Origin of the sequence: Agromyces bauzanensis, from assembly GCF_014645655.1 — a bacterium.
Classification (GTDB): domain Bacteria; phylum Actinomycetota; class Actinomycetes; order Actinomycetales; family Microbacteriaceae; genus Agromyces; species Agromyces bauzanensis.
In genome coordinates this window covers 1-12,314 of the sequence record NZ_BMMD01000035.1, presented here as the reverse complement: position 1 = coordinate 12,314, position 12,314 = coordinate 1, and the positions used below count along the sequence as shown (strand labels likewise).

General features: G+C 69.0%; 12 protein-coding genes and 1 pseudogene. 4 read left to right on the top strand and 9 right to left on the bottom strand.

Annotated elements, in window-relative coordinates:
* Both IEX31_RS17600 and IEX31_RS17595 read left to right on the top strand, forming a co-directional pair.
* Nucleotides 1–281 (top strand): hypothetical protein (locus IEX31_RS17600; RefSeq protein WP_229662474.1); only part of this gene is annotated, 281 nt, incomplete at its 5' end.
* Entirely contained in the window at nucleotides 221–739 is a 519-nt protein-coding gene (locus tag IEX31_RS17595; RefSeq protein WP_188744700.1) for a cupin domain-containing protein, read from the top strand. The genes IEX31_RS17600 and IEX31_RS17595, both read left to right, overlap by 61 nt.
* A 363-nt stretch (nucleotides 740–1,102) precedes the next feature.
* Here IEX31_RS17595 and IEX31_RS17590 read toward each other — a convergent pair whose 3' ends face one another.
* Nucleotides 1,103–2,086, bottom strand: coding sequence for a zinc-dependent alcohol dehydrogenase family protein (locus IEX31_RS17590; protein WP_188744699.1), 984 nt, complete (start codon nucleotides 2,084–2,086; stop codon nucleotides 1,103–1,105).
* Nucleotides 2,087–2,190: 104 nt separating this feature from the next.
* Here IEX31_RS17590 and IEX31_RS17585 point away from each other — a divergent pair, with 104 nt between their 5' ends.
* Complete coding sequence (locus IEX31_RS17585; RefSeq protein WP_308423560.1) at nucleotides 2,191–2,769, top strand: TetR/AcrR family transcriptional regulator; 579 nt, start codon at nucleotides 2,191–2,193, stop codon at nucleotides 2,767–2,769.
* A gap of 983 nt (nucleotides 2,770–3,752) precedes the next feature.
* Here IEX31_RS17585 and IEX31_RS17580 read toward each other — a convergent pair.
* On the bottom strand, nucleotides 3,753–4,721 hold the full coding sequence (locus IEX31_RS17580; RefSeq protein ID WP_188744697.1) for an electron transfer flavoprotein subunit alpha/FixB family protein: 969 nt from the start codon (nucleotides 4,719–4,721) through the stop codon (nucleotides 3,753–3,755).
* A gap of 11 nt (nucleotides 4,722–4,732) precedes the next feature.
* Nucleotides 4,733–5,509, bottom strand: a complete 777-nt coding sequence (locus tag IEX31_RS17575; RefSeq protein WP_188744696.1) for an electron transfer flavoprotein subunit beta/FixA family protein — start codon at nucleotides 5,507–5,509, stop codon at nucleotides 4,733–4,735.
* A gap of 134 nt (nucleotides 5,510–5,643) precedes the next feature.
* On the opposite strand from IEX31_RS17575, the gene IEX31_RS17570 reads away from it, so the two are divergent.
* Nucleotides 5,644–6,177: a MarR family winged helix-turn-helix transcriptional regulator gene (locus IEX31_RS17570; protein WP_188744695.1), complete on the top strand. Its 534-nt coding sequence runs from the start codon at nucleotides 5,644–5,646 to the stop codon at nucleotides 6,175–6,177.
* Nucleotides 6,178–6,189: 12 nt separating this feature from the next.
* On the opposite strand, the gene IEX31_RS17565 is transcribed toward IEX31_RS17570, so the two are convergent.
* The 6 genes and pseudogenes from IEX31_RS17565 to IEX31_RS17540 all read right to left on the bottom strand — a co-directional run.
* Nucleotides 6,190–6,966, bottom strand: coding sequence for an enoyl-CoA hydratase (locus IEX31_RS17565; protein WP_188744694.1), 777 nt, complete (start codon nucleotides 6,964–6,966; stop codon nucleotides 6,190–6,192).
* Nucleotides 6,967–6,976: 10 nt separating this feature from the next.
* Nucleotides 6,977–7,903: a 3-hydroxyisobutyrate dehydrogenase gene (mmsB, locus tag IEX31_RS17560; RefSeq protein WP_188744693.1), complete on the bottom strand. Its 927-nt coding sequence runs from the start codon at nucleotides 7,901–7,903 to the stop codon at nucleotides 6,977–6,979.
* A complete protein-coding gene (locus tag IEX31_RS17555) occupies nucleotides 7,900–8,988 on the bottom strand; it encodes an enoyl-CoA hydratase/isomerase family protein (protein WP_188744692.1) in 1,089 nt (362 codons plus the stop codon). The genes mmsB and IEX31_RS17555 overlap by 4 nt, the downstream gene beginning before the upstream one ends.
* On the bottom strand, nucleotides 8,985–10,118 hold the full coding sequence (locus IEX31_RS17550) for an acyl-CoA dehydrogenase family protein (protein WP_373285548.1): 1,134 nt from the start codon (nucleotides 10,116–10,118) through the stop codon (nucleotides 8,985–8,987). The genes IEX31_RS17555 and IEX31_RS17550 overlap by 4 nt, the downstream gene beginning before the upstream one ends.
* 21 nt (nucleotides 10,119–10,139) lie before the next feature.
* Nucleotides 10,140–11,663: a CoA-acylating methylmalonate-semialdehyde dehydrogenase gene (locus IEX31_RS17545; protein WP_188744690.1), complete on the bottom strand. Its 1,524-nt coding sequence runs from the start codon at nucleotides 11,661–11,663 to the stop codon at nucleotides 10,140–10,142.
* A gap of 278 nt (nucleotides 11,664–11,941) precedes the next feature.
* Nucleotides 11,942–12,187 (bottom strand): annotated as a pseudogene (locus IEX31_RS17540) (IS1380 family transposase); the annotation flags it as partial.
* Nucleotides 12,188–12,314 lie beyond the last annotated feature (127 nt).

Genomic DNA, 12,314 nt, shown 5'->3' with positions numbered 1-12,314 from the left:
AGGGACAAGCGACGCTGGCGGTCAGCCACCGGCCGACGGTTCAACAGGAATCCTCATCCGGAGCGACGCATTCGCGCTACAGAAACGATGGTGCACCAATGAGCGGAGAACTGACCTCGCTGGTCGGCCGCCGCGTGCTCGACACGCGTCCGCTGCCGGCGGCCGACCGCTTCGACGCCTGGGTCGACGGGGTCAACCGGAGCTTCGTGCCGCTCGACGCGTGCCGCTCGACGCGTGCCGCCGTGCTCAGTCGCCCGCCAAGGGGTTCTCGGGCGGACTGATCTCGCCTGCGGTCGGCGCGGTCGGCATCAACGTCTCGGGGACGGGTGTGAGCGTGCATCGCACGTCGCGCAGGATCCGTTGCAGCGACCCCGGCTACGTCAAGGTCGGGGTCGCGCTTCGCGGCTCCGGCGCGGTCGCCCAGGACGACCGCAGCACCGTGCTCGCCACCGGCGCCTTCGCCCTCTACGACACGAGCCGCCCCTACCATCTCGACTTCGACGGCAGCTTCGCGATGTTCGTCCTCATGCTGCCACGCGAGTCTCTCCGGTGCGGCCAGCGGGCTCTCTCCGAGGTGATGGCCTCGCGCTTCTCCGGCCGCCGGCGCCTCGGCGCGGTGACCACGCACCCCTTCGGCGAGCTGGGTCGGCAGCTGCAGCTGGGCGCGATCGACCCACCCCCATCGCTCGCGGACGCCATCGTCGATCTCCTCAGCGCCTCGGTCACGAACTCCCGCTGATGCGACTGCGATACGGCGGCTCCGCCCGCTTCTGGGGCTTCGCGATCTACCGCGCCAGCCACGACGACTACGAAGACTCCTGCATCCCCGACGGCCAAACCGCCGGCCCCCCGAGACCGCACTCGACCGCGTCGGCCTCTACCTCGCCGACCCCTGAACCCGACGAACTAACGAACACGACTACTTGTCGCGGAAGCCCAGGGCGGAGCCGCGGAGGTATTCGGCCCGATCGGTGATCGCACCGGTCGGGCCGCTGCCGGTGCCGAGCCGGTCGAGGAAACGCGAGGATGTCGGCGGTGTGCTGCCGCACCCGGCGCACCGGTGCCGCCCACGAGGACTCTCGGCATTGCCTTCCTTTCCTGATTATGCGCGGACGTCGAACAGGATCTTGCCCGTTCGCCCCGGTCGGCTGGCGTGCTCGAATGCGCGGCGGAAGTCGCCGAGGGAGTACGTGGCCTCGACGTGAGCAGACAGGGTGCCGTCACTCACGAGCCGCGCCAGCTCGCGGTAGCGGTCCGCGATGACCTCCGGGGGCAGCCGGGCGATCCAGGGCAGCACCCACAGTCCGTGCACCGTGAGCCCTCGGAACACCAGGTCGCCGATGTCGATCGAGACCGGCTGGCCGGCCCGTGAGGTGTAGCTGACGATGGTGCCCCCGGGCGACATGCGCTTGGCGAGCGCGGTGGTGCTCGGACCTCCGACGGAGTCGATCAGCAGGTCGATCGAGCCGCCGTCGAGGGCGGCCTTGATGTCGTTCGCGAGGTCGGGACCGTCGGCGACGACATGCTGTGCGCCGGATGCCCGCACTGCGTCGACCGACTCCGGCCGGACGACATCGATCAGCCTCAGCCCTGCTTGAGTGGCGAGGGCGCGGATGTATCCGGCGGTAGCCGAGGTGGCACCGGTCTGAGCGATCCAGGCGCCCGCCCCCGGATCGGCCACACCGTGCAGAAGCGCCCACGCGGTGAGGGGGTTGATGCCGAGCATCGACAACTGTTGCGGATCACCGTCGACGGCCACCGCGGCCGACGCGTCGACGATCGTCCGTTCAATCCAGGTCGGGCGACCGATCGCAGGGACGACGATCACCTGTTCGCCGATGCGGGCGTCGTCGACCCCGTCGCCGACGGCGACGACGCGACCGACTCCCTCGGCGCCCAGGGTCGTCGGGAGGCTCGGACGTGCTCCGTAGTAGCCCGCGATCAGGAGCAAGTCGGAGGGGTTGATGGGGGCCAATTGGATGGCGACCGCCACCTGGCCGGGCAGGGGATCCTGCTCCGGCACATCGATCAGTTCGACATTCCCGGAGCCTGGCGCTCCATAGCGGGTCAGGCTCAGCGCCTTCATGACGGTCCTCCTTGGTGAGTGGATCCGATGACGACCGTCATCGCATTTCCCCACCGTAGCAGCATTGATGACGACTGTCATCGATTTCGAGTAGTCTGGCCGCTATGACCGCCGAGGAGACCCGCGACCGTCCCCGTGCTCGCATGGTGCGCAGTGCCGCGCGAATGATCCGCGAACGAGGAGTGAATGCGGTGGGTCTGCGGCAAATCGCTGCCGACGCCGATGGGTCGCGAGGATCACTTCAGCGATTCTTCCCGGGCGGGAAGACCCAGGTACTCCTGGAATCACTCGACGTCGCGCTGGACGACTTCGGCACAGGGACGCGGCTGGCGTTCACCGACGCGACCGACCTGTCAGAAGCGATTCACATGATCGTCGAGTCGTGGCGGCACGTGCTGGTCAGCAGCGACTACACCTCGGGATGCCCGCTCGCCGCGCTCGTCGTCGACGTCTCGGCAGTCGACCCGCTCCGCGAGGCGGCCGACGGCAGGTTCACTCGCTGGCGCGGTGCTGTCGCCGCCATCTACCGCCGCTTCGGATGGGAGCGAGACCCAGCATGGGAAGAGGCGATGCTCGTCATCGCATCCATTGAAGGAGCGGCGCTCGTCGCGAGGGCCGCACGATCGACGGAACCACTGGATGCCGTCGAACGACTCCTGAAGCAGCGCGCCGACAGCGTGTGACTGACGATGCCACGAGCAATGTGATGTCTCAGGACATCGGTGACGTTGGGCCTTGCCCCCGGTTCTTGGACACGGGGTTGGGTTATGCCGCTATCGGTAGCGTAGCGGCGATGAGCTCGGCTTCGAACGCGACGGGCGCGATGCAGCCGAGGTAGGAGTGGCGTCGGGTGCTGTACGGGCCGAACCGACCGGGCTCGCTCGTGAGCCTTGAAGCGGGCCGCGCACTGGCCTGGGCGGGCTGGCAGGCCTGCGTGGTCGTGCGCGCCTGCGCAGCCGGACGCGCCAAGTTCGCGCGCGTCGGCGGCGCTGCAGTGGCGATGGGCGACGGATTCCGCGTCCGCGGGCTGCGCCACCGGCTCGGGTGCCGCTGGCGCCGCAACCGGCTCGGTCACCTCCCGGGCGTGCGCGAGCCCGGTGGGCGGCCACGGCTCGCCACCGTTCATGCGCGGCAGACCACGACGAAGCGGACGATCGGACGCGCCCGCAGCCGGGGTCGCAGAAGGCGCGGATGGCGAGACAGTCGCCGCATCGGTCAGGTCAGCGCCGGGCGCCCGGGTGCGGCTGGAACGGAGGTAGGCGCCTGCGCTGCCGCGGGCGCCCTTGTCGAGGTCGTACCCTGCGGTGTCTGGCTGACGACGGATGCCGCAGCAGCGACGTTCACCTCACCGACCGGCTGCCACGGCTCGCCGCCGGGAACCCGTGGCAATCCCCGTCGGATCCGCCGCGTGCCACCGGCCGGGACCATGGTCTCAACCAGGTCCGCGACAGTCGGCTCCATCACGCTCACCACGTTCACCGTCTCGGGTGCCGCGACCGTCACGGGCGCCGCGGAAGCCGCAGGCCTCCCCGACGGCCGCTCGACCGCGACCGCACCATTACTGCGCACGACCACTGCGACCGGCGCGTCGCCACCGGGCGGCCAGGGTTCACCGCCTGGCCACCGTGGGAGGTCCCGCCGTAACGACCTACGTCGCCATGACCAGCTACTTCTTCTTCGCGTCGAGCGCCGCGACCAGCTGCGGCACCACCGTGAACACGTCGCCGACGACACCGAAGTCCGCGATTTCGAAGATCGGAGCATCCGCGTCCTGATTGATCGCGACGATTGTCTTCGCCGTCTGCATGCCGGCGCGGTGCTGGATCGCCCCGGAGATGCCGAGCGCGACATACAGCTGTGGCGACACCGACACTCCCGTCTGACCGACTTGGTGCGCCTGCGGGATATAGCCGGCGTCGACCGCCGCGCGCGAGGCCCCGACCGCCGCGCCGAGCGCATCGGCGAGTTCCCCGACCAGCGCAAACTTCTCTTCGGAGCCGAGACCGCGACCGCCCGAGACGACCTTCGCCGCGCCACGCAGTTCGGGTCGAGATGACTCCACCACGACCTCCTCGACCGACTCGACCATCACCGACTTCCGGCCCGACGGAGCGACTGCGAGCTGCTCGACCACCACGGGCCGCGCCTCGGCACGCGCGTCGACCGCGCCCTGTCGCACCGTGATCACTGGCGCCCCGAAGGTCACCGCCGAATCGACGTTGTACGCCCCGCCGTAGACGGAATGCTGCGCGACCACGCCCTCGGCATCACGCGCCACGCCCACCGCGTCGACCGCGAGTCCCGACCGGGTGCGGGCGGCGAACCGGCCCGCGACGTCCCGGCCCTCGATCGAGTTGGACACCAGGATCGCATCGGGCAGCACCCGCTCGGATGCCGCGACCAGCGCATCCACCACCGGCACCGTCAGCCCCACGCCGGGCGCCGCGACCAGCACCGAGGCCGCCCCGAGGGCAGCCGCGGCATCTGCCAGCCCTGCTGCATCGGACACCACCAGCGCAACCGGCGTACCCACCTGCGAGGCTGCGCCCAGCAGGCCGGCAGCACTCTTCGCGAGCTCACCCGACGGGATCACGTCGAGCAGCACCAAGATCGAATCGTCGTTGTACTCAGCCATGGTCACGCCCTTCACGCCAGCCGGTTCTGGATGAGGAACTCCGCGAGCTTCTCGCCCGCGTCGCCCTCGTCGGAGATCTTCACGCCCGCCGAACGCGGCGGCTTCTCGGCCAACCCGATCACGATCGAGCGCGCCGCGGCCGGATTCTCGGGATCCACGTCGAAGTCGGCGAGGGTCAGCGTCTCGAACGGCTTCTTCTTCGCCGCCATGATGCCCTTGAAGTTCGGGAACCGTGCGTCGGGCATCCGCTCCGTGATCGAGATCACGGCCGGCAGGTCGGCCGTCACCCGCATCGTGGCGCCGTCGCTCACCCGTTCGCCCGACACCGACCCGTCGCCGATCTCCACCGAGCTCAGGCTCGTGGCCGCCGGCACATCGAGCAGCTCCGCCATCATCGATGGCAGCACACCGCCCGATCCGTCGGTCGACAGGTTGCCCGCGATCACGACATCGAACCCGGTGCGCTTCACCGCGGCAGCGAGCACCTCGGCGGTCAGCCCGAGGTCCGCGCCCAGCAAACCCTCGTCAGCGACATGGACCGCCGACGCCGCACCCATCGCGAGCCCCTTGCGCAGCGTCGCCGCCGACCCCTCGGGAGCCATCGACAACACCACCACCTCGACGCCGGCGTTCCTGTCGGCATGACTCAGCGCCACCTCGAGCGCACGCTCGCCGATCTCGTCCAGCACCGCCTCCGACGCGGCACGATCCGCCAGACCCGTCTCGAGGTCGAGCTTGCGGTCCCCATACGTGTCGGGGACTTCCTTCACCAGAACGACGATCTTCATCGCATCTCCTCTTCACTGGGCGAGTCTGCGCCCATCAGTGCATGTGCAACCGAATGCCATGACGACCCGCGAGCAACCCTCGCGAATGCCTGCTGCTCCGGTTGGGTACGGTAGGACCGGAGAACGGAGGGCGCATGGCACGGCACAAGCCGCTTCCCGTCGATCCGATCGCCGAGGCGAAACGCCAGTGGGTGACGCATGGGTGGACGGATGCCGCGGCCGGCATGTCCGCGGTGACGTCGATCATGCGCACGCAGCAGATCATGCTGGCCCAGGTCGAACGTGCACTCAAGCCGTTCGGACTCTCGTTCGCCCGATATGAGATGCTGCGCCTGCTCGCGTTCACGCGCGAAGGGCGGATGCCGATGGCCAGCGCGATCGCGCGGCTCCAGGTGCATCCGACCAGCGTCACGAACACCGTCGACCGACTCTCGCGCGACGGCCTGGTGCGGCGTGAGCCGCACCCCACCGATGGGCGCGCGGCGCTCCTCTCGCTGACCGCCGAGGGCCGGGAGCTCGTCGAACAGGCGACGAGCGCGCTCAATGCGGTGTTCGCGGAGCCCGGCCTGCCCGATGACGACCTGCTGCAGCTCGTGCGCATCCTCGCCAGGTTCCGCAAGGAGGCAGGCGACTTCGCGGATCCCGAGCCGCTGCCGGAGCCGCTGTGAGTCCGCGCCCGCTCAGCGGTGACTGAACTCGGGCGTACGCTTCTCACGGAACGCCCCCATCCCCTCGGTCTGGTCGTCGAGCGCGAACGTGGCAGCGAACGCCTGCTTCTCGAAGCGCAGGCCCTCGGCGAGGGTGGACTCCTGCGCGGCCTGAAGGGCGTCCTTCGCCGCGTACACCACCGGAAGCGACTTCGATGCGATGATCTCCGCGACCTTGGCGGCCTCATCCAGGAGTTCCGCGGCCGGGACGATGCGCGACACGAGGCCGGAGCGTTCGGCCTCCTCGGCGCCCATCATCCGGCCGGTCAGCACGAGCTCGGCGGCCTTGTACTTGCCGATCGCACGGGGCAGTCGCTGCGTGCCGCCGATGCCGGGGATCACGCCGAGGTTGATCTCGGGCTGCCCGAACTTCGCGGTGTCGGCGGCCAGGATGATGTCGCACATCATCGCCAGCTCGCACCCGCCGCCGAGGGCGAAGCCCGCGACCGCGGCGATGGCCGGCGTGCGGAGTCGCCCGAAGTCCGCCCATGACTTGAACGGGTCGTTGAGGTACATGTCGATGTACCCCTTGTCGGCGATCTCCTTGATATCGGCACCGGCTGCGAAGGCCTTCTCGGAACCCGTCAGCACGATCGCGCCGATGTCGGGGTCGTGATCGAACTCCTTGCCCGCCGTGACGATCTCACGGATGAGCGTCGAGTTGAGGGCGTTGAGCGCCTCGGGCCGGTTGAGGGTGATCCAACCGACACGCCCGCGCGTCTCGACGATGATGGTCTCGTACTCGGTCATGCGGGCTCCTTCACGCCTCGACGCTCGCGGCTTCCGCCCGCGACTGGTCCCGAACGGTGTTGATGATCCCCGAGAAGTCCTTGCCTGCACCCTCGCCTGCGGCGTACTCCGCGTAGATGCTGCGGGCGAGGAGGCCCAGCTTCGCGTCGACACCCGTGAGGTCGATCGCCTGCTCGGCGAGGCCGAGATCCTTCGACATCAGCGCCCCCGCGAACCCGGGCTGGTAGTCGTTGTTCGCCGGGCTCGTCGCCACCGGCCCGGGCACCGGGCAGTTGGTGGTCAGCGCCCAGCACTGGCCGGAGGCGTTCGAGGCGACGTCGAACAGGGCCTGGTGCGTGAGGCCGAGCCGCTCGCCCAGCACGAACGCCTCGGCGACCGCGATCTGCGAGATGCCGAGGATCATGTTGTTGCAGATCTTCGCGGCTTGGCCCAGACCCGCTCCACCGCAGTGGACGATGCGGCGGCCCATGGCCTCGAGCACGGGAAGCGCCTCGGCGAAGTCCTCGTCCCGGCCGCCGACCATGAACGCCAACGTCGCGTTCTCGGCCCCGACGACACCACCCGAGACGGGCGCGTCGAGGCTGCGGTGCCCTGCCGCCGCGGCGGCGTCGTGCGCTGCCCGCGACTCGTCGACGGCGATCGTCGACGAGTCGATGAAGAGCGTTCCCGGCCGCGCCGCGGCCAGGAGTCCACTCGCTCCGCCAGCGCCGTTGTAGGCGTCGAGCACGTGACGCCCGCTGGGCAGCATCGTGATGACGATATCGGCGGATGTCGCGGCATCCGCCCCGGACGGGGCGATCTCGATGCCGGCCGCGGCCGCTGCGTCGAGGGCCGCGGGAACGACGTCGAAGCCGACGACGTCGTGGCCGGCCTTCACGAGGTTTGCCGCCATGGGGCCACCCATGTGACCCAGTCCGATGAATGCGATCCTGCTCATGCTGTCTCCTTCGACGCGAATGCGGTTGACGGGCCGAGGTCCCCGTCGGCGGGAACCTCGAAGAACGCGGCGACCTGAGATTCGGTCACCGCACGGTGACTCGCCGGGTTCCACCGCGGGTTGCGGTCCTTGTCGATGAGCTGAGCGCGGATGCCCTCAGCGAAATCAGGCGTGCCCGACGAATGGCGGGACACGCGGTACTCCTGGTTGAGCGCCGCCTCGAGATCGAAGAGGTCGCGCGCGCGGCGGAGCGCTTCGAGCGTGACGGCGAGCGCGAGCGGCGACTTCTGGTCGATGGTCTCAGCGAGCGCGGATGCCTCAGCACCGCCATGCTCGCGAAGCTGCGCGAGGATCTCGGGAATCGACGAGCCCGCGAACGCCTCGTCGGTCCACACGCGCTGGGCGGCGAGCACGCCCGGCTCCGGTTCGCCGGCCAGGAGGGCGATCACGGTGGCCGCGTCCTCGCTCTCCAGCCCCTTCAGCAGCGCGGGGATCCGTTCACCCGGCACGAAGGAGTCGGCGAATCCGACGAGGAGAGCGTCGGCCGGCCCGATCATCGCCGCCGAGAGCGCGAGCCGCGTGCCCAGTTCGCCGGGTGCGCGCGAGAGGAGCCACGTCGCGCCGACGTCGGGGATGTAGCCGATCGTCACCTCGGGGAAACCGAGCTTCGATCGCTCGGTCACCACGCGGTGCGAGCCGTGCGCCGACACCCCGATGCCGCCGCCGAGGACGAGGCCGTCTTGAATCGCGACGAACGGCTTCGGATACCGGGCGATTCGCGCGTTCATGGCGTACTCGTCGCGCCAGAAGGCCGCGGCCGACATTCCGTCGGCCTCGGTCACGTCACGGTACAGACCAACGACGTCGCCGCCGGCGCAGAGCCCGCGATCGCCGGCGCCGACCACCGCGACGGTGGCGATGGCGTCGTCGTCGGCCCACCGGTCGAGCGCCGCAGTGATGAGCTCGACCATGTTGTGCGTCAGCGCGTTGATCGCCTTCGGGCGGTTCAGCGTGAGGAGCCCGAGTCGACCCCGCTCCTCGACGATCACCTCGGCGTCTGAGGCAGCGGCGGTGGCGGCGGTCATCGCGCGCTCGCCAGCAGGTCGCGGCCGACGATCAGCTTCATGATCTCGTTCGTGCCCTCGAGGATCTGGTGCACCCGGAGGTCGCGCACCACGCGCTCGATGCCGTATTCGTGCAGGTATCCGTAGCCGCCGTGCAACTGCAACGCCGCGTTCGCGGCCTGGAACGAGGCATCCGTTGCGAACCGCTTCGCCAGCGCGCACGCGGTCGCCATGTCGGGTGCGTCGTCGTCCATCTTGTCGGCGGCCCGCTGCAGGAGGGCGCGCGCGGCCTGCAGCTCGGTCTCCATGTCGGCGAGCGTGAAGACGATCGACTGGTTCGCCGCAAGCGGCTGGCCGAACGCCTCGCGCTCCTGCACGTACTGCAGGGCGCGCTCCAGCGCCCATTGGGCGCCTCCGAGCGAGCAGGCGCCCATGTTCACGCGACCGCCGTTCAGGCCCTTCATCGCGATGCCGAAGCCGTCGCCCTCGGCACCGAGTCGATTGGCGACCGGTACCCGCACGCCGTCGAAGATCACCTGGCGGGTGGGCTGGGCGTTCCAGCCCATCTTGTGCTCTCTGGGGCCGAAGCTCAGCCCCGGAGCGTCGCCGGGCACCACGATGGCGCTGATCCCCTTCGGGCCCGGCTCGCCGGTGCGGGCCATGACGACGTACACCGCGGAGGATCCCGCACCCGAGATGAACTGCTTGACGCCGTCGATGACGTAGTCGTCGCCGTCGCGTCGCGCCGAGGTGGTGATGGCCGCGGCATCCGACCCCGCCCCCGGCTCGGTCAGGCAATAGCTGCCCAGGTCGGTCATCGCCACCATGCCGGGCACCCACGTGTGACGCTGCACATCGTTGCCGAAGGTGTCGATCATCCACGCGACCATGTTGTGGATCGAGATGTACGCGGCGATCGTCGTGTCGCCCTTGGCGAGCTCCTCGAAGATCGCAACGGCATCGGCGCGCGACAGCTCGGAGCCTCCGACGTCCTCTCGCACATAGATGCCGCCCAGCCCCAACTCGCCCGCCTGCGCCAGCGCATCGACGGGGAAGTGCTTCGACGCGTCCCACTCCCCGGCGTTCGGGGCGAGCACCGTCGATGCGAAGTCGCGCACTGCCTCGACGATCGCAAGGCGTTCCTCGGTCATGATCGTCATGAGCCGTCGACCTCAGTGCATCGTCGGGATGACGAAGCTGGCGCCGTCCTTGATGCCGGAGGGCCAGCGGCTCGTCACCGTCTTGGTCTTGGTGTAGAAGCGGAACGCGTCGGGGCCGTGCTGGTTCAGGTCACCGAAGCCCGATCGCTTCCACCCGCCGAACGTGTGGTACGCGATCGGCACCGGGATCGGCACGTTGACGCCGACCATGCCCACGTTGACGCGTGCGCTGAAGTCGCGGGCGGCGTCGCCGTCGCGGGTGAAGATCGAGACGCCGTTGCCGTACTCGTGGTCGGTCGCCATCGCGAGGGCCTGCTCGTAGTCGTCGGCGCGGGCGATGATGAGCACCGGGCCGAAGATCTCCTCCTTGTAGATCGTCATGTCAGTCGTGACGTGATCGAAGAGGGTCGGGCCGAGGTAGAAGCCGTTCTCATACCCCTCGACAGTGAGGCCGCGTCCGTCGGCGAGCAGGGTCGCGCCCTCTTCGACGCCGATGCCGATGTAGTGCTCGACACGCTTCAGGGCGTCGGATGTCACGAGAGGACCGTAGTCGACGCCCTCGGCCAGCGCGGGGCCGACCTTCAGGTGCTTGACCCGCTCGGCGAGCTTGGCGGCGAGGGCGTCACCCGTCTCCCTGCCGACCGGCACCGCGACCGAGATCGCCATGCAGCGCTCGCCCGCCGAGCCGTATCCGGCGCCGATGAGCGCGTCCGCGACCTGGTCGAGGTCGGCGTCGGGCATCACGATCATGTGGTTCTTCGCACCGCCGAAGCACTGCGCCCGCTTGCCATTCGCTGCGGCGGTCGCATAGATGTACTGCGCGATCGGCGTGGAACCGACGAACCCGACGGCCTTGACGCGATCGTCGTGCAGGATCGCGTCGACGGCCTCCTTGTCGCCGTTGACGACATTGAGCACACCCTCGGGCAGGCCCGCCTCGAGGAACAGCTCCGCTATGCGCAGCGGCACGGAGGGGTCGCGCTCGCTCGGCTTGAGGATGAACGAGTTGCCCGCGGCGAGCGCCGGGCCCATCTTCCAGAGCGGGATCATGGCCGGGAAGTTGAACGGCGTGATGCCCGCGACCACGCCGAGGGGCTGACGCATCGAGTACACATCGATGCCCGCGCCCGCACCCGTCGAGTACTCACCCTTGAGCAGGTGCGGTGCACCCGCGGCGAACTCGATGACCTCGACACCGCGCTGGATGTCGCCCTTCGCGTCATCGACGGTCTTGCCGTGCTCACGAGAGAGGAGCTGCGCGAGGTCGTCCATGTCCTTCGCCACGAGGTCGAGGAACTTCAGCAGCACGCGAGCACGCTTCTGCGGATTCGTCGCACCCCACGCGAGCTGCGCCTGCTCGGCGCTCGCGATGGCGGCCTCGACCTCCTCGGTGCTCGCCAGCGGCACCCGAGCCTGGACCTCGCCGGTGCTCGGGTCGAACACATCAGCGAACCGACCGGACGTGCCGGCGACGTGCCGACCGCCGATGAAGTGGGTGAGCTCGCGGGTCTTCGTCTCAGTCAGCTCGATGGTCATGTCAGCGTCCCTTCGCGCGCACTACGTGGGAGTGCACGCCCATCACTATACTTGGGATTTCGAGTATTTGCTAGGGAGCCCTAGTAACAGTCTGAGACGGCCGATCCTGACACAGTGGTTGCGAATCGCGCAGCCCACATGCGACTTCACCGGAACATCTGACCCAGATCTGCGAGTAGCGGTCGCGTGCATCGGTTTGTTGAGGGTTCGTGTCGTTTGCGTGTCCGGTGGGGTGAACGCATGACGTCGGTCCGGCTGTCGCGCCTGGTGGGCGGGGTTGGCCTTCTCGCGGGCAGGTGCATGACCTGCCGTCTGCCGGTGGACGCGATTCTGGCTGGCGTCGCGGTCAGGATCCGCAGCAGGGTGGCCATACGTGCTGCGGCGTGGCCGGCGGCGGTCGCGGCGGCGCGGGAGATGTTGAACGCGATCACCGCGAAGCCGAGCCAGGCCGCGTTCGCGGAGAACCGCCCAGAGGGAAGATGCGCCAGCGGCCCGCCCTTGAGTTCACCGATGACCTGCTCCACGTTATGCCGACGTCGGCATAACATCGATTATCTTGATGTCGGAGTTATGCCGATGTTGTGCGGGAGCGCCTGATCAGGGGCATGTTCGGGTCGGATAGTTCGGCATAACTAGGGATAGTTGCATGCT

What these genes read in the sequence shown, in the direction of transcription:
- mmsB (WP_188744693.1), bottom strand. Translation starts at nt 7,903, where the DNA reads ATGAGCAGGATCGCATTCATCGGACTGGGTCACATGGGTGGCCCCATG.
- IEX31_RS17580 (WP_188744697.1), bottom strand. Translation starts at nt 4,721, where the DNA reads ATGGCTGAGTACAACGACGATTCGATCTTGGTGCTGCTCGACGTGATC.
- IEX31_RS17545 (WP_188744690.1), bottom strand. Translation starts at nt 11,663, where the DNA reads ATGACCATCGAGCTGACTGAGACGAAGACCCGCGAGCTCACCCACTTC.
- IEX31_RS17585 (WP_308423560.1), top strand. Translation starts at nt 2,191, where the DNA reads ATGACCGCCGAGGAGACCCGCGACCGTCCCCGTGCTCGCATGGTGCGC.
- IEX31_RS17590 (WP_188744699.1), bottom strand. Translation starts at nt 2,086, where the DNA reads ATGAAGGCGCTGAGCCTGACCCGCTATGGAGCGCCAGGCTCCGGGAAT.
- IEX31_RS17565 (WP_188744694.1), bottom strand. Translation starts at nt 6,966, where the DNA reads ATGACCGAGTACGAGACCATCATCGTCGAGACGCGCGGGCGTGTCGGT.
- IEX31_RS17555 (WP_188744692.1), bottom strand. Translation starts at nt 8,988, where the DNA reads ATGACCGCCGCCACCGCCGCTGCCTCAGACGCCGAGGTGATCGTCGAG.
- IEX31_RS17575 (WP_188744696.1), bottom strand. Translation starts at nt 5,509, where the DNA reads ATGAAGATCGTCGTTCTGGTGAAGGAAGTCCCCGACACGTATGGGGAC.
- IEX31_RS17550 (WP_373285548.1), bottom strand. Translation starts at nt 10,118, where the DNA reads ATGACCGAGGAACGCCTTGCGATCGTCGAGGCAGTGCGCGACTTCGCA.
- IEX31_RS17570 (WP_188744695.1), top strand. Translation starts at nt 5,644, where the DNA reads ATGGCACGGCACAAGCCGCTTCCCGTCGATCCGATCGCCGAGGCGAAA.